Source organism: Aminobacter sp. UC22_36 (assembly GCF_044056035.1).
In the GTDB taxonomy this organism is placed as follows: domain Bacteria; phylum Pseudomonadota; class Alphaproteobacteria; order Rhizobiales; family Rhizobiaceae; genus Aminobacter.
In genome coordinates this window covers 3945951-3966835 of record NZ_CP171996.1, presented here as the reverse complement: position 1 = coordinate 3966835, position 20885 = coordinate 3945951, and the positions used below count along the sequence as shown (strand labels likewise).

Sequence of the window (20885 nt, the reverse complement as noted above, 5' to 3'; positions counted from 1 at the left end):
CATGACCCAGAACCTCGCTCGCCTCGATCCTGCGCTCGCCGAGCGCTTTGCTGCCATCGTCGGCGCGCGTTATGCCGTGCGCTCGGAAACCGACATCGAACCGTACGTGCATGAACCGCGCGGGCTGTTCACAGGGGCGACCTCGCTGGTCTTGCGCCCAGGGAGCGTCGAGGAAGTGAGCGCCATCATGAAGCTCGCCACCGAAACCCGTACGCCGATCGTGCCGCAAGGCGGCAATACCGGCCTCGTTGGCGGCCAGGTGCCCGACCGCTCGGGTGGCCAGATCGTGCTGTCACTGTCGCGCCTCAACCGCATCCGTGAGATCGATCCGGTTTCCAATACGGTGATCGCCGAAACGGGCGTCGTGCTCGATGTGCTGCACAAGGCAGCCGATGAGGTCGACCGGCTCTATCCCTTGTCGCTGGCGTCGCAGGGCTCCTGCCAGATTGGCGGCAACCTGTCGTCCAACGCCGGTGGCACAGGTGTGGTTGCTTATGGCAATGCGCGCGAACTGTGCCTCGGCGTCGAGGTGGTACTGCCGACCGGCGAGGTGCTCGACGACCTGCGCAAGCTCAAGAAGGACAACACCGGCTACGACCTCAAGAACCTGTTCGTCGGCGCCGAAGGCACGCTCGGCGTCATCACAGCGGCGGTGCTGAAGCTCTATCCCAAGCCAAAGGGCCGCGAGGTCGCCTGGGTCGGCCTGTCATCGCCTGAGGCAGCGCTGGCTCTGTTCGATCGCGCTCAGGACCTTGGCGGCAGTGCCCTGACCGCGTTCGAGCTGATCGGGCACCTGCCGATGGAATTCGCCATGCGCCACATTCCCGACGCCCGGCCGCCGCTGGAAGGCGACTGGCCCTGGCAGGTGCTGATGGAAATCTCGTCGGGCCGCTCAGCCGAGGACGCGCGCACGCTGATCGAGGACGTTCTTTCGGCGGGCTTCGAGGCTGAACAGGTCGGCGATGCGGCGATTGCCGCGAGCGTCGGCCAGGCCAACGAATTCTGGCGCCTGCGTGAGATGCTGCCGGAAACGCAAAAAGTCGAAGGTGCTTCGATCAAGCACGACATCTCGGTGCCGATCGCCAGCATTCCAGCCTTCATCGCCGAAGGAGCGGTTGCTGTGGCGCGTGTCTGTCCCGAGGCGCGGGTGGTCTGCTTCGGCCATATGGGCGACGGCAATTTGCACTACAACATCTCGCAGCCTGTCGGCATGGACAGCGCCGCGTTCCTCGCGCTGTATCGCGACATGAACAAGGCGGTGCACGATGTCGTGCGCTCCATGAACGGTTCGATATCGGCTGAGCATGGCATTGGCCAACTCAAGCGCGACGAGCTGATTGCCACCGCGCCACCCATCGCCATCGATCTGATGCGCCGGGTCAAGGCGGTGTTCGATCCTGCGGGTATCATGAACCCCGGCAAGATGATTTGAACGTCTCTGGTTGTATTCCGATAACCATCGCCGAGATCAGCAAAATTTAACCGACTTTCTTAAGCTGGGCGGTAAGGTCATCCCGCTAGTGTCCTTCCTAACGAGACCGGGAAAACTGGTCCGGAGAGACCGGAAACCGGCTCTCAGGAGATAACAGGAAGGCACAACATGAACACCGGACTGAAGCCAGTCTGGGCGGGACGCAACATGCGCCTCGACCCGTTCCGCTTGCCGCAGATGGTCAGCTACGCGACGCGTGACGACCTTGGCGACGTCACTTTCACCATCGATCACCGTGGCGCGGTGATCCGCCGCCTGCTGGCGCTCAGTGGGCTTCCGGCGACCATTGCGCTGCCGGCACGCGCTTTCCGTGGCGTTGCGGCTCGTGCGATGGAAGACGAGGATTTCAACGTCACGGTGACACTCGAGCTCCTGCACAACGATCCGATGCTTTCGGTGCCGCTGCTGGTTGCTGACGATCTCGACGACGTCGCCGCCGACTGGCGCGCCTGGGCCGACTACTACAACCTGCCAATGCTGCTGATCGAGGCGGATGGCGTTGCCCGCACGCTCGAGGAGTCGCTCGGCGCTGCGATCAAGACCATGCCGGCGCAGGAGCGCCGCAAGGGCCGGGTGTCACGGATGCGCAGGCCGCGTTTCCTTGCCCGCCGCAAGTCGGGCACGCTTGGTGTCCGTCTCGTCATCAACGGCGAAGAGATCATCGCCCGGGCGTAGTGCAAGTCTAGATCAGCGGCTTCAGCGCCACCCAGGCGCCGCCGCAGATCAGGCCGATGAAGATGATCCAGCCGACCTGGCCGTTCGACCTGAACAGCCTGAGGCACTGGTCGGGGTTGTCGATGTCGAGCGTCGCGATCTGCCTGATCATGTGCGCGCCAGCGGCGACAAGGCCAGCGAGTGCCGGCATCGGCACCTGGGCCATGGCAAAGGCGGTGGCAAACAGCATCAGCGCCCCTGCATAAAGCCCAACCAGCCACGACTTGGTGTTTTCGCCGAAGAAACGGGCAGTCGATTTCACGCCGACCAGCGCGTCGTCTTCCTTGTCCTGGTGGGCGTAGATCGTGTCGTAGCCGATCACCCACATGATCGAACCGAAATAGAGCAGCACCGCCGGGCCGTCGATGTCGCCGAACTCGGCCGCCCAGCCCATCAGTGCGCCCCAGGAAAAGGCGAGGCCGAGCACGAATTGCGGCCAGTTGGTGATACGTTTCATGAACGGGTAGATCGCAACGATCACCAGTGACGAGATGCCAAGCAGGACAGCGAAGCTGTTGAACTGCAGCAGCACGACAAGCCCGACCAGTGCTTGAAGCACGAGGAAGGTCCACGCCTGACGGCGGCTGACCTGACCGGAAGGAAGCGGGCGCGAACGCGTGCGCTCGACCTGAGCGTCGATGCCCTCGTCGACAAGGTCGTTGTAGGTGCAGCCGGCACCACGCATGGCAATGGCGCCGATCAGGAATAGCGCCAGGAACCACGGCGAGGGCAGCAACGACATCAGGCTGTCGCCGGGCCGCGCAAAAGCGCTTGCCGCCATCGCCGTCGACCACCAGCACGGCCACAACAGCAGCCACCAGCCGATCGGCCGGTCCCAGCGGGCAAGCTGGGCGTAAGGCCACAGGCCGCGCGGCAAGGCGCGGTAAACCCAGTGGCCGCTGGGGGCGTCGGCGACCCGGCCCTGGCCGGCTTTCGATTGGATTTGTTCCATGCGTTGGGAGTGCCAGCGGCGCGAGCGGGCGTCAAGCGGACGATTTGTCCGTGACAAGCCTCAACGAAGCTTGACCCGGAGGGCCATGCGCCATACCGGGAGCGCGAGACGGGATTGCAGGAAAGGGATGCGCCGCATGAATGTTCTCCTGATTGGCTCCGGCGGCCGCGAACACGCGCTGGCCTGGAAGCTTGCGGCGTCGCCGATGCTGACCAAGCTTTATGCCGCGCCCGGCAATCCGGGCATCGCCCAGGAAGCGGAACTTGTGGCGCTCGACATCGCCGACCATGCCGCTGTCGCTGCTTTCTGCAAGGACAAGAGCATCGATCTCGTCGTTGTCGGCCCCGAAGGGCCGCTGGTTGCCGGCATCGGCGACGACCTCCGCGCAGCCGGCATCCGGGTCTTTGGCCCTTCCGGCAAAGCTGCCCAGCTCGAGGGTTCGAAGGGCTTCACCAAGGACCTTTGCGCCCGCTACGACATTCCGACCGCTGACTATGGCCGTTTCGACAACGCAGGCGATGCCCGCGCCTATGTCGAGAAAGTGGGCGCGCCGATCGTCATCAAGGCCGACGGCCTCGCCGCAGGCAAGGGCGTGACCGTTGCGATGACGTTGGACGAAGCGCTGGAAGCTGTCGATGCCTGCTTCGAAGGCGCGTTTGGCGGTGCCGGCGCATCGGTTGTCGTCGAAGAATTCATGACCGGCGAGGAGGCGAGTTTCTTCTGTCTCTGCGACGGCAAGACGGCGTTGCCGTTCGGTACGGCGCAGGACCACAAGCGCGTCGGCGACGGCGATGTCGGTCCCAACACCGGTGGCATGGGTGCCTATTCGCCTGCTGCTGTCATGACGCCCGAACTGATCGAGCAGACGATGCGCGAGATCATCGAGCCGACAATGCGTGGCATGACTGAGATGGGCGCGCCTTTTGCCGGTGTCCTGTTTGCCGGCCTGATGTTGACCGACCAGGGCCCGAAGCTGATCGAATACAACACCCGCTTTGGCGATCCCGAATGCCAGGTGCTGATGATGCGGCTGAAGGAGGACCTCCTCGTGCTGCTCAATGCTGCCGCTGATGGCCAGTTGGCGCATGTCTCTGCGCGCTGGCGCGACGAGGCGGCGTTGACGGTGGTGATGGCAGCCGAAGGCTATCCCGGCGCGCCGGAAAAGGGCTCGGTCATCTCTGGAATCGACAAGGCGGAGGCCGCTGGCGCCCAGGTCTTCCACGCCGGTACGGCCGTCAACGACGGCAAGATCATCGCCAATGGCGGGCGTGTGCTGAACGTCACCTCGACCGGCCGCAATGTCAGCGACGCGCAGCGCAAGGCCTATGCGGCTGTCGATGCCTTGGATTGGCCGGAAGGCTTTTGCCGTCGCGACATCGGCTGGCGCGCTGTCGAGCGTGAACAGCAGGCCTAGCGTGCTGACCGATCAGTCTCGGTCGAGGCGGTGGCGACAGGGTCGAGTCGAGGGCTGCGGCTATCCACGCGAACCAGCTGGTCGCGCCTGAGCGCCACAAATTCAGCCATGCCGTTGATGTAGCGGCTGGCCGGCGCCTTGATGGCCGGCACGGTGCCGAGCATGGCCGTGTCCCAGCTCGCCCGCAGCGTTTTGGCAAGTAGGTCGAGGCGCACCGGATAGGCGACCGAGGCATAGGTGATGCGGCTTTCGCCCTTCAGGCCGTCATCCCTGGCGATCGGCACCGGCACATTGAGCATGAAGTCATCGGTCGACTCGATCAGCTGGCCGAATGGCCAGACCTTGCGCAATCCAGCGGCATCCATCGGCGCGACATTGACGTCAATGTCATTGGGCGTGCCGGCAACGCGGTAGGGGCAGCGGCTCTTGCCGCAATTGGCCTGCGCCGAGAATTGCCACAGCGAGTAGCCCTGCCAGTTGCCTTTCGGAAAATGGATGCCGATCTCGGGCTTGTAGCGCGCATACCACAGCGGCAGGCGCGACAGCAGCCTGTAGCGGTAGCGGTTGTCGGCGATATATCTGGAGGTCGTGCCGTTGGTGTAGAGGATCGGGTAGCGGCCGGTGCGCTGGAAGATATGGCGCACGAACGCTTCGGCGTCCTCCAGCGACATCCATTTCGTCGGGTCGTTTTCCTCGATGTCGATCGCCATCAGGTCGTCTGGGCCTGGTTCGGCGAAGTCGAGGAAATTGTCGGCCTGCTCGATCGGATTGCCGGGGCGGGCGAGGTGGTAGGCGCCCCATTTGAGCCCGAGCGCCTTGGCGACGATCTTGCGGGTGTGAAACAGTTCGCGGGCAACCGCATGGCGTTTCCACAGCGCCTTGCACAGCTTGTAGGCCGTTTCCTCTCCGGAGCAGGAATAAGGTGGCGGCAGGCCGTCGGAGGCCTTGTTGATGAAGCCGACGATGCGCTTGTCGCCCGACAGCTTCTGCCAATCGATGGAGTTGTATTCGTAAGCGTCGATGACCAGCGCCCGGTCGACCTTCTTCCATGGCTCGGAGAAGTCGGAGGTTGAGGCCTGCGCGGAGATGTGGACTGCCCAAGCAGCGGTCAGCGCTGCGAGCGCGAGACGGTAAAACTTAGACGCCAATCCCCTCAAAAGGCGATCCTCAATGATCGATGACCGATCGTGGACCGCCATGGTTAAGGAAATGCTGATGCGTCTCTACCGCCTCTAGGTTGAAAACGACAGTTTGCCGGCGTCGAGACAGATCACCCGAACGGGTCGGGCGCGGGTTCGGTCGGCAGCGTGCCGTCGGCCGCGCGCTTGCGGTAATGGGCGAGCGAGCATTTCGGCGAGCACAAGATGCCGCGATCCGTCCAGTAGGCGGCGCCGTCCTCGATCTTGCCGCCGTGATACCAGAAGCCTTCGGAACGGTAGGGCAGGCCGCATTCGATGCAGCTGTAGGCGTCGGGCCGGGCGAGCATTTGTTGTCCTCGTTGATTTGGTCGTTCTACCAAGCCAGGGCTTTGGTGCAAAGGGTCGCCAAAAAGTTGACGTTTACGTAAAAAGTCACTTCCCCTTGGAGAAGGAAGTTGGCTAGTGTACGCGCCAGGCGGTGGTGAGGCCGCAACAGCAGATCGTCAGGTCAGCAGGAGGAAGCGTCATGTACCGCGCCCCGGTGGAAGAGATTGCGTTTGCGCTGAAGCATGTCGCCGGCTTGAAGGCGGCGCTCGATGCCGGCAGCTTCGGTGACCTCGGCGAGGATCTTGTCGACGCCATCCTTGAAGAGGCCGGGCGCTTCGCTAGCGAAGAGGTGGCGCCGCTCTACACAGTCGGCGACCGCACGGGCGCCAAGCTCAGTGACGCCAAGGTGACGATGCCGCCGGGCTGGAAGGAACTCTACAAGCACTGGACCGAAGGCGGCTGGAACAGCCTGAACGGCCCCGAGGAATTTGGCGGGCAAGGCCTGCCGACGATGATGGGCGTGGCGGCGCTCGAAATGTGGAACTCGGCCTCGATGGCCTTCGGCATTGGCCCGACCCTGTCGATGGGCGCGGTCGAAGCACTGGAGAAGCATGCCTCCGAGGATCTGAAGTCCGCCTATCTCGCCAAGCTGGTTTCCGGCGAGTGGATGGGCACCATGAACCTGACCGAACCGCAGGCCGGCTCGGACTTGGCAGCGTTGCGCACCCGCGCCGAGCGCGCCGGCGACGGCACCTACCGCATCTTCGGCCAGAAGATCTTCATCACCTATGGCGAGCACGACCTGACCGACAACATCGTCCATTTGGTGCTGGCGCGGTTGCCCGATGCGCCCGCCGGCACACGCGGCATCTCGCTGTTTCTGGTGCCGAAATTCCTGCTCAACGAGGATGGCACGCCGGGCGCGCGCAACGACGTGTTCTGCTCCGGTATCGAAGAAAAGCTGGGCATCCACGCCTCGCCGACCTGCACCATGATCTATGGCGACGGCTTCGCCAAGGGCCGCGAACCAGGTGCCGTCGGCTGGCTGATTGGCGAGGAAAACCGCGGGCTCGCCTGCATGTTCACGATGATGAACAATGCCCGGCTTCTGGTCGGCATCCAAGGCGTGGCGGTTGCCGAGACGGCGTTCCAGAAGGCGCTCGCCTATGCCAATGAGCGCCGCCAGGGCAAGGCGTCGTCCTATGCCGGCGAAGGCATGGCACCGATCGTCCATCACCCCGACGTGCAGCGCAATTTGCTGACGATGAAGGCGCTGACCCAGGCCGCACGCGCCATCGCCTATTCCTGCGCCCATGCCATCGACATGGCGCGCGTGTCGACTGGCGCTGACAAGGCTCACTGGCAGGACCGCGCCAATCTGCTGACGCCGCTGGCGAAAGCGTTCTCCACCGATGTCGGCGTCGATGTTGCCTCGCTTGGCGTACAGATCCATGGCGGCATGGGGTTCATCGAGGAGACCGGCGCCGCAGCGCTTCTGCGCGATGCCCGCATCGCCCCGATCTATGAGGGCACCAACGGCATCCAGGCCATCGACCTCGTCACCCGCAAGCTGCCGCTCGGCAATGGCGAGCATGCCTTCGGCTACATCGGCGAACTCGACGGTGTCGCCATCGCGGTGGCTGCGATGAACAGCGAAGCCTATGGCCGCACGGCGCTCATTCTCGAACAGGCGCTCGACGATCTCCAGGGCGTTACGCGCCATCTGCAGAAGCAGCTTGGCGACGGCCGAACGGACGATGTGCTGGCCGGCGCCACGCCCTATCTCAGGCTGTTCTCCTTGGTCGCGGGCGGTGCCTATCTGGCGCGCGCGGCACTCGCCGACGAGCGGCGCATCGCGCTGTGCCGTTTCTTTGCCGAAAACCTGCTTGGCGAGACGGCCGCACTCAAGGACCGCATCACCGGCGGCACGGCAAGCCTTGCAGCCGCCGCCACAGCGCTGATCTCGGCGTAATTTTTCTGGGGGACTGGACTGACGTGACCGACCACATTCTCATCTCGCGGCAAGGCGCCGTGCAGATCATCCGGATGAACCGTCCGGACAAGAAGAACGCCATCACCCGCGCCATGTATGCCGAGATGGCGGCAGCACTGGTCGAAGGCGACAAGGACGTAGCAGTGCGCTGCCATGTCTTTCTCGGTGTGCCGGGTGCGTTCTCCTCCGGCAACGATCTCGCCGACTTCATGGCGATCGCCACGGGCGGCGAGGGTGGCGGCGAGGTATGGGATTTCCTGCTCGCTTTGGCCCGGACCGAAAAGCCTGTCGTCTCGGGCGTCGACGGCATTGCCGTCGGCATCGGCACGACAATCAACCTGCATTGCGATCTGACCTTTGCCACGCCGCGCACGGTGTTCCGCACGCCGTTCGTCGACCTCGGGCTCGTGCCTGAGGCAGGCTCCAGCTTGCTTGCGCCGCAGGTGCTGGGCCTGCAGGGGGCCTTTGCCCTGCTCGGTCTGGGCGAAGGTTTTGCGGCCGAACGTGCCCAGGCTGCAGGGCTGATCTACAAGGTCGTCGCCGAAGACGAACTGGAGGTGGCGACGCTTGCCGCTGCCCGCGAGATCGCGGCAAAGCCGCCCGAAGCGCTGAAGATCGCGCGCGACCTGATGCGCGGCGACCGAACCGAACTCGTCGAGCGCATCAAGCAAGAGGGCGCGCATTTCCGCGCCCGGCTCAAGTCCGACGAAGCGCGCGCGGCACTCGTTGCCTTCATGTCGCGCAAAAAGGGCTGACCGTTACCCTCCCCCTTGCGGGGAGGGGAACCCCTTACGGATACAGCCGGTCCTTCTCCCAGACGCCGTCAGCGGTGCGGCTGAAGACGACGCGGTCGTGCAGCCGGAAGGGACGGTCGTGCCAGAATTCGATCTGGCTCGGCACGATGCGGAAACCCGACCAGTGCGGCGGGCGCGGGATTTCGCCGATGACATGGCGTGCGGTGTATTCGGCGACGGCCTTTTCCAGCGCGAAGCGGCTTTCGAGCGGGCGTGACTGCTTCGAGGCCCAGGCGCCGATCCGGCTGCCGCGCGGACGCGAGGCGAAATATTCGTCGGCCTCCGCGTCAGTGACGATTTCCACCGGACCACGCACCCGCACCTGGCGGCGCAGCGATTTCCAGTGGAAACACATTGCCGCTTTCATCGTCGCGAGGATTTCGCGGCCCTTGGCGCTCTCGAAATTGGTGTAGAAGACGAAGCCATGTTCGTCGAATCCCTTGAGCAGCACCATGCGTACGTCAGGCAGACCGTCAGTATCGACAGTCGCCAACGCCAATGCGGTAGGATCGTTCGGCTCGCTGGCCGTGGCGTCCTTCAGCCACGTGGCAAAGAGCTGGAAAGGCTCAGCAGCCTCCGTGAAGTCACCGCTTGTTAACTCTGTGTCCGTCATAGCTTTTACTCGACCTGCCATTTCCGACCGGGAGAATGCCTATTGTCGCGCTTCGCGCAAGCCTTTGAGGGCCATTGCCTCCCACAATTCGGGTTCCGATCCTTCAAGGTGGTGCTGCTGCTGAGCCTGACGACGATCAGCGCCTGCGGTGCTGGCGGCTTCAGCCTGGAAAAGGCCGAGGTGGACCGCAGCCTCGTGACCAGCAAGGTTCCTGACGACATCAACAGGACTACCGATGCGAATCGCCTGTCCGACGAGACGACGATCCGCAACGCGGTTTCGTCCGCCGACGTTGCCGAGCTGAAAGGTCAGGCGATTCCCTGGGCCAATGCCGAGACAGGATCGCGCGGCGCCATCAGCGCGCTCGTCGAAAGCACCGAGCGTGGCGTTTTATGCCGCGGCTTTGCCGTTTCGCGCGAAAGTTTCGACGGTGTCAGCCTGTTCAAGGGTGAAATCTGCGCAGCGGGGTCCGGCGCCTGGCAGATGCTGTCTTTCGAGCCGGCCTGACGGTTGCGGCTTTCCGCCTCTGGAATTTCTTCCTAGCCAAGCGCATATAGGAAGGGACCAACCCTTTTCTCTGTTATGGAATGACGCATGCGCGACCCCTATGAGGTGCTGGGCGTTGCCAAGAACGCCTCGGCCAAAGACATCAAGGCGGCTTACCGCAAGCTCGCCAAGAAGCACCATCCGGACCAGAACCCGGACGATCCGAAGGCAAAGGAACGCTTTGCCGCAGCCAATCAGGCCTATGAGATTCTTGGTGACGAGAAGAAAAAGGTCGCCTTCGACCACGGCGAAATAGACGCCGAGGGCAAGGCCCGCTTCCACGGTTTTGAAGGCGGCGCTGGCGGCGATCCGTTTGGCGGCTTCCGTCGTCAGCAGGCCGGACCGGGTGGATCGCGATTCGAGTTCCGTTCAGGCGGGCCAGGTGGCGGGTCCTTCGATGCCGGCGACATCTTCAGCCAGATCTTTGGTGATTCTTTCAACCAGCGCGGACCTGGCGCAGCTGCGGGCGCTGGTATGGGCGGCGGCCCAGGCGCTCAGCGCGCTCAACCGGGCGCCGACGTCAATGTCACACTCGACGTGACCATCGAGGAAGCCGCGACCGCGCCAAAGGTCACAGCGATGTTCCCTGACGGGCGCAAGATGGCGGTGAAGCTGCCGGAGTATGTCGAAGACGGCCAGACGATAAGGCTCAAGGGGCAGGGCGAGCAGGGGCTTGGTGGCGCGGGCGACGCACTGGTCAAGATCAGGTTCCGCCGTCATCCACGCTACCGGCTGGAGGGCAGGGACCTGCATGTCGACCTCCCGGTGAGCCTCAAGGAGGCGGTGCTCGGCGCCAAGGCGGCAGTGGAGACGCCTACAGGCCGGCTGGCGGTGAAAGTTCCCGAGTGGTCGAGTTCGGACAAGGTCCTGCGCCTCAAGGGCCGCGGACTGCCAGAAAAGGCAGGCGGTCACGGCGATCTCTATGTCCATGTCAGGGTCATGCTGCCCGAGGGTGGTGATGCGGCACTTGAAGAGCTGATGCGCAAGTCCGGCGACTGAAAGCCGGCCGGCACAACAGTGCCGGCTTTGATCTCGTCGACGTTTCACGGCTTGAAGGCACAGATTGCCTATGCGATAGGCTCTCCCGAACAATTCATGCATTGGAGTGCGCTCACATGGCGGGTGGACAGGGCCTGATGGCCGGCAAGCGCGGCCTTATTCTCGGCGTCGCCAACAACAGATCGATTGCCTGGGGCATCGCCAAGGCTTGCGCCGACCAGGGCGCTGAGCTCGCCTTCACCTATCAGGGCGATGCCCTGAAGAAGCGCGTTGAGCCGCTGGCCGCCGAAATCGGTGCTTTCGTCTGCGGTCATTGCGACGTCACCGACATGGCGACCATCGATGCCTGCTTCGAGACGCTGGAAAAGAAGTGGGGCAAGCTCGACTTCCTCGTCCATGCCATTGGCTTCTCCGACAAGGATGAGCTGACCGGCCGCTACGTCGACACCAGCCATGCCAACTTCCTGCGCACGATGGACATTTCGGTCTATTCCTTCACGGCTGTCGCCCAGCGCGCCGAGAAGCTGATGACCGATGGCGGCTCGATGCTGACGATGACCTACTACGGTGCCGAAAAGGTCATGCCGAACTACAACGTCATGGGCGTTGCCAAGGCAGCACTCGAGGCAAGCGTGAAGTATCTCGCCGTCGACCTCGGCCCAAAGAACATCCGCGTCAACGCCATCTCGGCAGGCCCGATCAAGACGCTTGCCGCGTCGGGAATCGACGACTTCCGCTACATCTTGAAGTGGAACGAGTACAACGCCCCGCTGCGCCGTACCGTTTCGATCGAAGAGGTCGGTGACTCCGGGCTCTACTTCCTGTCGCACCTGTCGCGCGGCGTCACTGGCGAAGTGCACCACGTCGATTCCGGCTACCATGTCGTCGGCATGAAGGCTGTCGATGCGCCTGACATTGCATCCGTGAAGGACTGATCCTTCTCGCGCAGCCTGGCCATGACCCCGCTCATCTACTTCGTGCGCCATGGCCAGACGCCCTGGAACGCCGAGCAACGGCTGCAGGGGCAGGCCGACATCGATATCAACGCGGTTGGGCGCGAACAGGCTGACCGCAACGGTCGCCGGCTCGCTAAGCTCATACCCAATCCTGCAGGTTTCGATTTCGTGGCGAGCCCGATGCGGCGCACGCGTGAGACGATGGAACGCGCGCGGGCGGCGATGGGGCTGGATCCCGTGGCCTATCGGACGGATCCGCGCCTTGTCGAAGTGAACTTCGGCGACTGGCAGGGTTTTACCTTCGCCGAGCTTGAAGCGCACGAACCTGGCGTCAGCAGTGCGCGGCAACTCGACAAATGGGATTTTGTCCCACCCGGCGAGGATGCGGAGAGCTACGAGATGCTCACCCGCCGTATCCGCCCCTGGCTGGTGGAGGTAACGCGGCCGACGGTCTGCGTCACGCATGGCGGTGTCTTGCGCGCGATCTTCAGGCTGGTGGAAGATCTGCCCAAAAACAAAGCCGCGGCCCTGGAGATCCCCCAAGACCGCGTGCTGAGAGTGGAAAACGGCCGCCTGGATTGGCTGTGACGGCTCGAATTTTCGGTATTACTGCGGCAGTTCCATGTCGGTGATCAGGTTCTCGCCTTCGACCACGTCATAAGCGAGCAGGATTTCCATGCCCGGCTTGATGTTCTCGACATCGAACTCGCCCGGCAGCTTGTAGGACTTGCCGTTGTCGAGCGTGATCGTGGCCTTGTCCTTGTCGATCGACTTGACCTGGCCTTCGGCCTCGGCTGCCAGTGCTGCGCCTGATATCATGAGCACGGCGGCAACGGCGCCAATAAGGGTACGCATTGTCGTCCTCTTTTTCTCTGCGCCCCGCGCAACGCGGGACAAACGATTAACGGGCGGTCGGAGGGAAGCAGAAACCAACCGAATGTGTCAAAACTAAATCGGCTCCGATCACGGTTTGACCACTGCTAAAACGGCAAATTGAGCCTACCTCGCCCAAAAGCATGCCGCAAAAGCCTGATGATTTTGAACCGGCACATGATCCTTCTTCGAAAAGCAATTTTACTTTTCGGGGGCATGCGCTAGAACGCGGCAATACCCGGAAAGGCCCGTCTGCATGTCGCACAACACCTTCGGCCATCTGTTTCGCGTCACCACCTGGGGCGAAAGCCATGGGCCGGCGCTTGGCTGCGTTGTCGACGGCTGCCCGCCCGGCATTCGCTTCACGCTGAAGGACATCCAGGACGAGCTCGACAAGCGCAAGCCGGGCCAGTCGCGGTTCGTCACCCAGCGGCGTGAGCCCGACGAGGTCAAGGTGCTGTCGGGCGTCATCATGGACGAGGATGGCGAGACCCTCATTTCCACGGGAACGCCGATCTCGATGCTGATCGAGAATGTCGACCAGCGCTCCAAGGATTATGGCGAGATCGCGCGGCAGTATCGCCCAGGCCATGCCGACTATACCTACGACGTCAAATACGGTCTGCGCGATCATCGCGGCGGCGGACGCTCTTCGGCGCGCGAAACCGCGGCACGTGTCGCCGCCGGTGCCATCGCCCGCAAGATCGTGCCTGGACTGGTGGTGCGCGGCGCGCTGGTATCGATGGGCATGAAATCGATCGACCGCGCAAACTGGGACTGGGACTTCATCGGCAGTGCCGAAAATCCGTTCTTCACGCCTGATGCCGGTTCGGTCCAGGTCTTCGCCGACTATCTCGACGGTATCCGCAAATCGGGTTCGTCGGTCGGCGCTGTCATCGAGATCGTCGCCGAGGGTGTGCCGGCGGGTTTGGGTGCGCCGATCTACGGCAAGCTCGACCAGGATATTGCCTCCAACCTGATGTCGATCAACGCCGTCAAGGGCGTCGAGATCGGCAACGGCTTTGAGGCCGCACGCATAACAGGCGAAGAGAATGCCGACGAGATGCGCATGGGCAATGACGGCCAGCCCGTGTTCCTGTCCAATCACGCCGGCGGTATATTGGGCGGCATCTCGACCGGGCAGGCGGTGATCGCCCGTTTCGCCGTCAAGCCGACCTCGTCGATCCTGACGCCGCGCAAGTCGATCGACATCGACGGCAAGGACGTCGATGTGATGACCAAGGGCCGGCACGATCCTTGCGTCGGTATCCGGGCTGTGCCGATCGGCGAGGCGATGGTTGCCTGCGCCATTGCCGACCACTATCTCCGCCATCGCGGACAGACGGGACGGGTCTAGGGCAGGCAGTAGGGCAATTCGCTCTGCATGCAAAAAAGGCTACTGCCTTACTGCCCTAATGCCCTACTCTGCTCCAGAACAAACACACGCACCGAGTGACCCAGCCATGGCCTACGATCAGAAGAAAGTTGTCGAAGCGCTGCGGGCCTTCGAGCGCGGTGAGATCGTGGTCGTCATGGATGATGACGGGCGCGAGAATGAAGGCGACCTGATCGTCGCCGCCGTCCACTGTACGGCCGAGAAGATGGCCTTCATCGTGCGCCACACCTCGGGCATCGTCTGCACGCCGATGTTGAAGGAAGATGCCAGGCGGCTCAACCTGACGCCGATGGTCGCCGACAACGATTCCGCCCACACCACTGCCTTTACCGTTTCCGTCGACTTCAAGCATGGCACCTCGACCGGCATCTCCGCCGAGGATCGCACGTTGACCGTGCGCAACCTTGCCAACGGCAATGTCGGCGGCTCGGATTTCGTCCGCCCAGGCCACATTTTCCCGCTGATCGCGCGCGAGGGCGGCGTTTTGATGCGGTCGGGCCATACCGAAGCCGCTGTCGACCTGTGCAAGCTTGCCGGCCTGCCACCGGTGGGCGTGATTTCCGAGCTGGTCAACGACGATGGCACGGTCATGCGCGGCCCGCAGGTTGCGGCCTTTGCCGAGAAGAACGGGCTCAAGCAGGTTTCGGTCGCCGATCTGATCGCCTATCGCCAGCGTCAGGAAACGCTGATCCAGCGCGTCGACAGCTTCGACATCGACACCCCGGCCGGCAAGGCGAAAGCCATTACCTACACGCTGCCCTGGGATGTCATGCACCATCTCGCCATTGTTTTCGGCGACATCCGCGACGGCGAGGAAGTGCCGGTACGCCTGCACACCGAGGACGTGGTGACTGACGTGTTCGGCACCAGCAACCGCCTCGGCGACATCATGAAGACGTTTGGCGAGTGCAAGCGCGGCGTCATTGTCTATCTGCGCGAAGGTTCGGTCGGCGTTTCCAATCTCGGCCGCAACCGCCCGGTCGCCGAGCGCGAGGATCATGAAGAAGCCCGCCGCCGCGAGGACGAATGGCGTCAGATCGGTCTCGGCGCGCAGATCCTCAAGGATCTCGGCATCTCGTCGATCAACCTGGTGGCCTCGCGCGAGCGCCATTATGTCGGTCTCGAGGGCTTCGGCATTCGCATCGCCAAGACCGAAATCCGCTGACTTCGCTTCACCTGCGGGGGTGATTGTCCCACCTCGGGGGTGATTGACTTCCGCTGGTTGCGGCGCATCCTCCTGCCCATCTCTTTGGGGAGAGTCGGGTATGTGGGATTTCAGCATAGGCCAGAGCCTGGCGATCATGGCACGCACCTGGCCGTTCATCGTGCTGCGCATGGTTGTCTATTTCGGCATCACGCTTGCCTACATCGTGGCGATGGGGGCAGGTGCCGGCGTCGGCTACGGGGTCGGACATATCGCGACGGACCCCGACGGGCCGGTTTCATTCGCGCTGTGGGGCGGCATCGCCGGGTTCGGCGTGGTGTCGGTCGCGGTCTACTGGATCCGCGAGTACATCCTTTACATCGTCAAGGCCGGCCATATCGCTGTGATGGTCCACCTGATCGACGGGCGGCAAATACCCGGCGGACAGAACCAGATTTCCTATGCGCGCGAGGTCGTCACCGAACGCTTCAGCGAGGCGAGCATCCTGTTCGTCCTCGATCAACTGGTGAAGGGCGTGATCCGTACGATCACCGGTCTGATCGGCGGCATCGCCGCCTTCTTACCGATCCCCGGCCTCGATGGCCTGGTCCGGTTCCTCAACACCATTGTCCGCATGTCGCTGACCTATGTCGACGAGATCATCCTCGGCTACAACATCCGTATCGGCAGCACGTCGCCGTGGCAGAGCGCGCGGCAGGGCGTCGTGCTTTACGCCCAGAACGGCAAGACCATGGTCAAGAACGCCATCTGGCTGTCGCTCGTGGTCTGGGTCGTGTCGCTCTTCATCTTCCTGTTCATGCTCGCGCCGGCCGGCGCCATTCTCTATTTCATGCCGGGCGAGCTTGGCGGCTGGGCATTCGTGCTGGCGATCGTCTTTGCCTGGGCGTTCAAGTCGGCGCTGATCGAACCGTTTGCCGTCGCTTCGTTGATGCAGGTCTATTTCAAGGTCATCGAGGGCCAGGTGCCCAACCCCGAATGGGACCGCAAGCTGGAAGAAACGTCGTCGAAGTTCCGTGAACTGAAGGAAAAGGCCTTCGGTTCAGGCGAGGCGTCGCGCTGGGACGGGTCTGCGAAGAACGTCTGACATGGCGCAGCCGCTGCTGCGCACCGCGCCATGTCTGCCTTACTCAGCCGGAACCGGGGCCAGGCCTGGTGTCGATCGCCGGAAGCTGCCTTGCCCAAGAAGCGTGACGAGCAGGGCGATGAAGCCGGCGAGCATCGAGACGAAGAAGCCGCTGGTCGGGCCGAACTGATCGATGAACCAGCCCGATGCCGAGGACCCGACCGCCATGCCGATGCCAATGCCGGTGATCGCCCAGGTCATGCCTTCGGTGAGCTTGGATGAAGGAACCAGCTTTTCCACCAGCGCCATCGAGATGATGATGGTCGGCGAGACGGCAACGCCCGCAATGAACAGGACCACGGCAAGTGTGGGGATGTCGCCGACGATCATCAGCGGCAAGGTGGTGAGTGCCGCCAAGGCGATGGCCACGAGCAGTTGCCGCGGCAGCTGTAGCTTGAGCTTGAGGGCGCCGAAGGCAAGGCCGGCGATGAGCGAACCGGCGGCATAGGCCGACAACGCAAAGCCGGCGGAGGCCTTGTCGCCCTGAGCTTCGGCAAACGCGACTGCCGTCACTTCCGCTGTGCCGAAGATGGCGCCGATGGCGATCAGCGTCAGCACCAGTATCTGCATCGAGCCGAGCCAGATGACCGACTTGCCGCCTGATTTGTCCTGGGCGTGGACCGGCGGCTCGGTCGACTTCTGGGCCGCAAAGAGGAAATTGCCGACGGCAAGAAGCGTCGTTGCGACAAGCGGACCGGCCTCCGGAAAGAGCCCGACACTGAGGCCGATGGCAACGATCGGGCCGGTCATGAAGATGACCTCGTCGACGACGGATTCGAAAGCAAAGGCGGTGTGCAGCTTCGGCGAGCCGCGATAGATCTCGGTCCAGCGTGCGCGCACGAAAGCGCTCATGCTCGGCATGGTGCCGGCGAGGACGGCAAACAGGAACAAGGCCCAGTTGGGCGCACCATGGCGGGTAGCGAGCATCAGGGCGCTCAGCGCCGCGACGGCGACGATGGTGCCGGGAATGAGGATGCGGCGCTGGCCGTAGCGATCGACGAGGCGCGACACCTGAGGCGCGATCAGCGCGTTGGAAAACGCAAATGTCGCGGCTACCGCGCCCGCAAGCCAGTACTCGCCGTGGGTTTCCGACAGCATCGTGACGATGCCGAGCGTGATCATCGACAGCGGCAGCCGTGCGATGAAGCCTGTGGCGGAGAACGCCTTGGCGCCGGGCGCCTTGAAGATTTCGTTGTAGGGATTACGCATTGGATTCACCGGGTAGGGAGATATCTGAGATTTCATATATAGTCGAGCCGCCTGAAGAGGCGGCTCGTTGGCACAGGCGGGAGAGGTTTCGACTGGGGTGTGTTGCCTCATTCCGCTGCTTGTGGCGCTGCTTGCTGCAGCTCGACTTCGTGCTCGCCAGCGAGTGCTTTCTGCGAGAGAAGGACGATCAGGAACGAGATCGTGCCTGCGGCCACCGATACCCAGAAGCCGTTCTGCGCACCGAAATTGTCGACCACCCAGCCTGCCACGAAGGCACCCAGCGCCATGCCGATGCCGATGCCGGTCATCACCCAGGTGATGCCTTCGGTCAGCATGGCTTCCGGCACCCGCCGCTCGATCAGACCGAAGGCCATGATGAAGGTGGGCGAGATCGCAACGCCGCTGACGAAGATGGCGAGCGCCAGCAGCGGCACCGTGTCGGCGACGAGCAAGGGCAGCGTGGTCAGCGCGACTATGGCGATCGAGATGGCGAGCAGGCGCTGCTTCGGTGCCTTGAGGTTCAGCGCGCCGACGATCAGGCCGACGATGAGCGAACCGGCGGCATAGACGCCGATGACAAGGCTGGCTGCGGTGGGCTGGCCTAGTTCCTTGGTGATCGCCACGGCGCTGACCTCGGCGGTGGCGAAGATCGAGCCGACGAAGATGAGCGCCAAGGTGATGATCTGGACAGGGCGCAGCGCGATAGCCGAACCAACACTTGCGAGTTCAGGCGCTCTGACCTTGGGTTCGCTAGAGCGTTGCAGGATGAAGGCCGCCATGCCGAAGGCCAGAAACAGCGTGCTGACCACCATGCCCGCTTCCGGGAACAAGGCGACGCTCAGGCCTACGGAAAGCGAGGCACCGGCAATGTAGACCATCTCGTCGGCGACAGATTCAAAGGCGAAGGCGGTGTTGAGTTCGGGGCGGTCGCGGAAGATCTCGGTCCAGCGGGCACGCACCATGGCCGGCATGCTCGGCATTGCCGCGGCGATGAATGCCGAGACGAACAGCGTCCATGCCGGCCAGTCGTAATGGGTTGCAATGAGCAATGCGGCAAAGGCGAGGACGGAGATGACAGTGGTGGGGAGAGCGACTGATGTCTGGCCGAGCCTGTCGATCCGGCGCGATATCAGCGGGGCGGCAAAGGCGTTGGTAAGCGCAAAGATGGCCGAGACTGCGCCGGCCAGCCAATATTCGCCGTGCGTCTGGGACAGCATTGCGACGATGCCGATAGGGGCCATGGCGATCGGCAGGCGGGCAATGAATGCCGCCGCTGCGAAGCCTTTGGTCCCGGGAACTCTGAATATCTCAGCATAAGGATTGCGCATGGGAGCACTCCTGGAATTTCGAGGATGCGCCACTTACATACGTGACGTATGTCAATGAAATAATTGCATACGCAGCGTATGTCAATTACCGTGGGAGTCATGTCGAGAAAAATATACGCGACGTATGTGAATGGCGGCGCGGCAAGGAAAAGGCGATGAAGACGGCACACAAACCCCGCAGCGAGATGATTGCCGAAACGCGCGCCAAGCTGATCGCCGCCGCACGCCGGGCATTTGCGACGACGGGGTATGCGAATGCGTCGATGGATGATTTCACCGCTGAGGCCGGGCTGACGCGCGGGGCGCTATATCACCACTTTGGCGACAAGAAGGGACTGTTCGAGGCTGTGCTCGCCCAGATCGATCAGGAGATGTTGTCGCGCCTCAATGAAATCTCGGCCAGGGCCGAGACGCGTTGGCAAGGCTTTCTCGACGAGAACATCGCCTATGTCGAAATGGCGCTCGAGCCGGAAATCCAGCGCATCGTCCTGCGCGACGGGCCGGCGGTGCTCGGCGATCCGGCGCAATGGCCCAACGCCAACGCCTGTATTTCGGCCATCACGGCGAACCTCGTCGCGCTGAAGGCGGAGGGGCTTGTCCGCGACATCGATCCGGAAGCGATGGCGCGGTTGATTAGCGGCGCCTCGCTTTATGCCGCCCAGTGGATTGCCAATTCCGACGACCCTGGCGCGACGTCGATAAAGGCGGTGAAAGCTTTCCGCGCGCTGATGGAAGGCCTGCTGGTGACCGGCAAGCCCGCCAGCTGATCTTCTCTGCCGTGGCTGGACATGCCGGGTGCTGCGTTGCTCGGCTCTTTGTTGGCGACCTCGCCATGGGGCTCGTTCATGACCAGGCTGCCGTTTTCCCCAGGGCTTTGACAGCTATGCGTGGTCTGGCCGGCCATTGCTGATAAGGTGCGGCGATGACCACGCGGCTCTACACGCATCCGATCTACCTCGAACACCTGACGACGCCGGGGCATCCCGAGCGGCCCGACAGGCTGCGCGCCATCGAGCGTGCACTCGACGACGAGGCATTCGAGATGCTCGATCGCGTCGAGGCGCCGATGGGTGACGAACGTACGATTCTCTACGTCCACCCCGAGGATTTTGTCGAAAGCGTCCGTCGCCAGGTGCCCGTGGAAGGGCTGGCCAGGATCGACGGCGACACCACGTTGAGCCCAAAAAGCTGGCAGGCAGCACTGACCGCGATCGGTGCGGCCAATGCAGCCGTCGACGATGTCTTTTTTGGCAAGATCGACAATGTCTTTGTTGCCTCGCGGCCGCCGGGGCACCATGCCGAAAAAACCACGGCGATGGGCTTTTGCCTGTTCAACAACGCGGCGATCGCGGCGCGCCATGCCCAGCGTACGCACGGCGCCGAGCGGGTGGCGATCGTCGATTGGGACGTCCATCACGGCAACGGCACGCAAGACATCTTCTGGGACGACCCGTCGGTGCTCTACTGCTCGACACACCAGATGCCGCTGTTTCCGGGCACGGGCGCGAAAAGCGAGACGGGCGTCGGCAACATCGTCAATGCGCCGCTTGCGCCCGATACCGGCAGCGATCATTTCCGCGAGGCGTTCCGCGCGCGTGTTTTGCCAGCACTGGAGAACTTTGCGCCCGACCTCATCATCATCTCGGCCGGCTTCGACGCGCATCACCGCGACCCGTTGGCCGAGATCAACCTCACCGAAGCCGATTTCGACTGGGCGACCGGGCAGTTGATGGACGCTGCCGCGCGCCATTCATCGCATCGTCTCGTCAGCCTGCTCGAGGGCGGCTACGATCTTCAGGGGCTGGCATTCTCCGTGGCCGCCCACGTTTCTCGCCTCATGAAAGGATGAACC

At 63.2% G+C, this 20885-nt stretch carries 21 protein-coding genes; 14 read left to right on the top strand and 7 right to left on the bottom strand.

What is annotated here, in order from left to right; genetic code table 11:
* Position 1: 1 nt before the first annotated feature.
* Both ACHMW7_RS22810 and ACHMW7_RS22805 read left to right on the top strand, forming a co-directional pair.
* Positions 2 to 1432, top strand: a complete 1431-nt coding sequence (locus tag ACHMW7_RS22810) for an FAD-binding oxidoreductase (protein ID WP_395447726.1) — start codon at positions 2 to 4, stop codon at positions 1430 to 1432.
* Positions 1433 to 1600: 168 nt separating this feature from the next.
* Positions 1601 to 2167 (top strand): DUF6101 family protein, encoded by a 567-nt coding sequence (locus ACHMW7_RS22805; protein WP_395447725.1) that lies wholly within the window; start codon positions 1601 to 1603, stop codon positions 2165 to 2167.
* Between the two features lie 7 nt (positions 2168 to 2174).
* Here ACHMW7_RS22805 and ubiA read toward each other — a convergent pair whose 3' ends face one another.
* A complete protein-coding gene (gene ubiA, locus ACHMW7_RS22800; RefSeq protein WP_395447724.1) occupies positions 2175 to 3158 on the bottom strand; it encodes a 4-hydroxybenzoate octaprenyltransferase in 984 nt (327 codons plus the stop codon).
* Positions 3159 to 3294: 136 nt separating this feature from the next.
* Here ubiA and purD point away from each other — a divergent pair, with 136 nt between their 5' ends.
* Positions 3295 to 4572 (top strand): phosphoribosylamine--glycine ligase, encoded by a 1278-nt coding sequence (purD, locus tag ACHMW7_RS22795; RefSeq protein WP_395447723.1) that lies wholly within the window; start codon positions 3295 to 3297, stop codon positions 4570 to 4572.
* On the opposite strand, the gene ACHMW7_RS22790 is transcribed toward purD, so the two are convergent.
* A complete protein-coding gene (locus ACHMW7_RS22790) occupies positions 4569 to 5720 on the bottom strand; it encodes a glycoside hydrolase family 25 protein (protein ID WP_395447722.1) in 1152 nt (383 codons plus the stop codon). The genes purD and ACHMW7_RS22790 overlap by 4 nt on opposite strands.
* A gap of 122 nt (positions 5721 to 5842) precedes the next feature.
* Positions 5843 to 6058 carry a hypothetical protein gene (locus tag ACHMW7_RS22785; protein ID WP_395447721.1) on the bottom strand — a complete coding sequence of 72 codons (216 nt, stop codon included), beginning with the start codon at positions 6056 to 6058 and terminating at the stop codon, positions 5843 to 5845.
* Positions 6059 to 6237: 179 nt separating this feature from the next.
* Here ACHMW7_RS22785 and ACHMW7_RS22780 point away from each other — a divergent pair, with 179 nt between their 5' ends.
* Together ACHMW7_RS22780 and ACHMW7_RS22775 are read left to right on the top strand one after the other, a co-directional pair.
* Complete coding sequence (locus tag ACHMW7_RS22780) at positions 6238 to 8010, top strand: acyl-CoA dehydrogenase (protein ID WP_395447720.1); 1773 nt, start codon at positions 6238 to 6240, stop codon at positions 8008 to 8010.
* A gap of 23 nt (positions 8011 to 8033) precedes the next feature.
* A complete protein-coding gene (locus ACHMW7_RS22775; RefSeq protein ID WP_395447719.1) occupies positions 8034 to 8786 on the top strand; it encodes a crotonase/enoyl-CoA hydratase family protein in 753 nt (250 codons plus the stop codon).
* 34 nt (positions 8787 to 8820) lie between these two features.
* Here the strand turns inward: ACHMW7_RS22775 and pdxH are convergent, their stop codons facing one another.
* Positions 8821 to 9438: a pyridoxamine 5'-phosphate oxidase gene (gene pdxH, locus ACHMW7_RS22770; RefSeq protein ID WP_395447718.1), complete on the bottom strand. Its 618-nt coding sequence runs from the start codon at positions 9436 to 9438 to the stop codon at positions 8821 to 8823.
* A 42-nt stretch (positions 9439 to 9480) separates the two neighbouring features.
* On the opposite strand from pdxH, the gene ACHMW7_RS22765 reads away from it, so the two are divergent.
* The 4 genes from ACHMW7_RS22765 to ACHMW7_RS22750 all read left to right on the top strand — a co-directional run bounded on the left by ACHMW7_RS22765 (position 9481) and on the right by ACHMW7_RS22750 (position 12527).
* Complete coding sequence (locus ACHMW7_RS22765) at positions 9481 to 9945, top strand: RT0821/Lpp0805 family surface protein (protein ID WP_395447717.1); 465 nt, start codon at positions 9481 to 9483, stop codon at positions 9943 to 9945.
* An 87-nt stretch (positions 9946 to 10032) separates the two neighbouring features.
* Entirely contained in the window at positions 10033 to 10983 is a 951-nt protein-coding gene (locus tag ACHMW7_RS22760; protein ID WP_395447716.1) for a DnaJ C-terminal domain-containing protein, read from the top strand.
* Between the two features lie 116 nt (positions 10984 to 11099).
* Positions 11100 to 11918 carry an enoyl-ACP reductase FabI gene (fabI, locus tag ACHMW7_RS22755; RefSeq protein WP_395447715.1) on the top strand — a complete coding sequence of 273 codons (819 nt, stop codon included), beginning with the start codon at positions 11100 to 11102 and terminating at the stop codon, positions 11916 to 11918.
* Positions 11919 to 11939: 21 nt separating this feature from the next.
* The gene (locus ACHMW7_RS22750; protein WP_395447714.1) at positions 11940 to 12527 is read left to right on the top strand and encodes a histidine phosphatase family protein; all 588 of its coding nucleotides are present in this window, start codon (positions 11940 to 11942) and stop codon (positions 12525 to 12527) included.
* A gap of 18 nt (positions 12528 to 12545) precedes the next feature.
* Here ACHMW7_RS22750 and ACHMW7_RS22745 read toward each other — a convergent pair whose 3' ends face one another.
* Complete coding sequence (locus ACHMW7_RS22745; protein ID WP_395447713.1) at positions 12546 to 12794, bottom strand: DUF1344 domain-containing protein; 249 nt, start codon at positions 12792 to 12794, stop codon at positions 12546 to 12548.
* 274 nt (positions 12795 to 13068) lie between these two features.
* Between ACHMW7_RS22745 and aroC the strand changes: the two genes are divergently transcribed.
* The 3 genes from aroC (at position 13069) to ACHMW7_RS22730 (ending at position 16457) form a co-directional block, all read left to right on the top strand.
* Entirely contained in the window at positions 13069 to 14169 is a 1101-nt protein-coding gene (gene aroC, locus ACHMW7_RS22740; RefSeq protein ID WP_395447712.1) for a chorismate synthase, read from the top strand.
* Between the two features lie 106 nt (positions 14170 to 14275).
* On the top strand, positions 14276 to 15373 hold the full coding sequence (gene ribB / locus ACHMW7_RS22735; protein WP_395447711.1) for a 3,4-dihydroxy-2-butanone-4-phosphate synthase: 1098 nt from the start codon (positions 14276 to 14278) through the stop codon (positions 15371 to 15373).
* Positions 15374 to 15473: 100 nt separating this feature from the next.
* On the top strand, positions 15474 to 16457 hold the full coding sequence (locus ACHMW7_RS22730) for a hypothetical protein (RefSeq protein WP_395447710.1): 984 nt from the start codon (positions 15474 to 15476) through the stop codon (positions 16455 to 16457).
* A 39-nt stretch (positions 16458 to 16496) separates the two neighbouring features.
* On the opposite strand, the gene ACHMW7_RS22725 is transcribed toward ACHMW7_RS22730, so the two are convergent.
* Together ACHMW7_RS22725 and ACHMW7_RS22720 are read right to left on the bottom strand one after the other, a co-directional pair.
* The gene (locus ACHMW7_RS22725; RefSeq protein ID WP_395447709.1) at positions 16497 to 17705 is read right to left on the bottom strand and encodes an MFS transporter; all 1209 of its coding nucleotides are present in this window, start codon (positions 17703 to 17705) and stop codon (positions 16497 to 16499) included.
* Between the two features lie 107 nt (positions 17706 to 17812).
* Entirely contained in the window at positions 17813 to 19033 is a 1221-nt protein-coding gene (locus ACHMW7_RS22720; RefSeq protein ID WP_395447708.1) for an MFS transporter, read from the bottom strand.
* A 155-nt stretch (positions 19034 to 19188) separates the two neighbouring features.
* On the opposite strand from ACHMW7_RS22720, the gene ACHMW7_RS22715 reads away from it, so the two are divergent.
* Together ACHMW7_RS22715 and ACHMW7_RS22710 are read left to right on the top strand one after the other, a co-directional pair.
* Positions 19189 to 19800, top strand: coding sequence for a TetR/AcrR family transcriptional regulator (locus tag ACHMW7_RS22715; RefSeq protein ID WP_395447707.1), 612 nt, complete (start codon positions 19189 to 19191; stop codon positions 19798 to 19800).
* Positions 19801 to 19955: 155 nt separating this feature from the next.
* Positions 19956 to 20882 carry a histone deacetylase family protein gene (locus ACHMW7_RS22710; protein WP_395447706.1) on the top strand — a complete coding sequence of 309 codons (927 nt, stop codon included), beginning with the start codon at positions 19956 to 19958 and terminating at the stop codon, positions 20880 to 20882.
* The last annotated feature ends 3 nt before the right edge of the window (positions 20883 to 20885 follow it).

Bases quoted from the DNA above. Each gene is read 5' to 3' on its own strand.
- ACHMW7_RS22810 (WP_395447726.1), top strand. From the start codon at position 2: ATGACCCAGAACCTCGCTCGCCTCGATCCTGCGCTCGCCGAGCGCTTT.
- ACHMW7_RS22805 (WP_395447725.1), top strand. From the start codon at position 1,601: ATGAACACCGGACTGAAGCCAGTCTGGGCGGGACGCAACATGCGCCTC.
- ubiA (WP_395447724.1), bottom strand. From the start codon at position 3,158: ATGGAACAAATCCAATCGAAAGCCGGCCAGGGCCGGGTCGCCGACGCC.
- purD (WP_395447723.1), top strand. From the start codon at position 3,295: ATGAATGTTCTCCTGATTGGCTCCGGCGGCCGCGAACACGCGCTGGCC.
- ACHMW7_RS22785 (WP_395447721.1), bottom strand. From the start codon at position 6,058: ATGCTCGCCCGGCCCGACGCCTACAGCTGCATCGAATGCGGCCTGCCC.
- ACHMW7_RS22780 (WP_395447720.1), top strand. From the start codon at position 6,238: ATGTACCGCGCCCCGGTGGAAGAGATTGCGTTTGCGCTGAAGCATGTC.
- pdxH (WP_395447718.1), bottom strand. From the start codon at position 9,438: ATGACGGACACAGAGTTAACAAGCGGTGACTTCACGGAGGCTGCTGAG.
- ACHMW7_RS22760 (WP_395447716.1), top strand. From the start codon at position 10,033: ATGCGCGACCCCTATGAGGTGCTGGGCGTTGCCAAGAACGCCTCGGCC.
- fabI (WP_395447715.1), top strand. From the start codon at position 11,100: ATGGCGGGTGGACAGGGCCTGATGGCCGGCAAGCGCGGCCTTATTCTC.
- ACHMW7_RS22750 (WP_395447714.1), top strand. From the start codon at position 11,940: ATGACCCCGCTCATCTACTTCGTGCGCCATGGCCAGACGCCCTGGAAC.
- ACHMW7_RS22745 (WP_395447713.1), bottom strand. From the start codon at position 12,794: ATGCGTACCCTTATTGGCGCCGTTGCCGCCGTGCTCATGATATCAGGC.
- aroC (WP_395447712.1), top strand. From the start codon at position 13,069: ATGTCGCACAACACCTTCGGCCATCTGTTTCGCGTCACCACCTGGGGC.
- ribB (WP_395447711.1), top strand. From the start codon at position 14,276: ATGGCCTACGATCAGAAGAAAGTTGTCGAAGCGCTGCGGGCCTTCGAG.
- ACHMW7_RS22730 (WP_395447710.1), top strand. From the start codon at position 15,474: ATGTGGGATTTCAGCATAGGCCAGAGCCTGGCGATCATGGCACGCACC.
- ACHMW7_RS22725 (WP_395447709.1), bottom strand. From the start codon at position 17,705: ATGCGTAATCCCTACAACGAAATCTTCAAGGCGCCCGGCGCCAAGGCG.
- ACHMW7_RS22720 (WP_395447708.1), bottom strand. From the start codon at position 19,033: ATGCGCAATCCTTATGCTGAGATATTCAGAGTTCCCGGGACCAAAGGC.
- ACHMW7_RS22715 (WP_395447707.1), top strand. From the start codon at position 19,189: ATGAAGACGGCACACAAACCCCGCAGCGAGATGATTGCCGAAACGCGC.
- ACHMW7_RS22710 (WP_395447706.1), top strand. From the start codon at position 19,956: ATGACCACGCGGCTCTACACGCATCCGATCTACCTCGAACACCTGACG.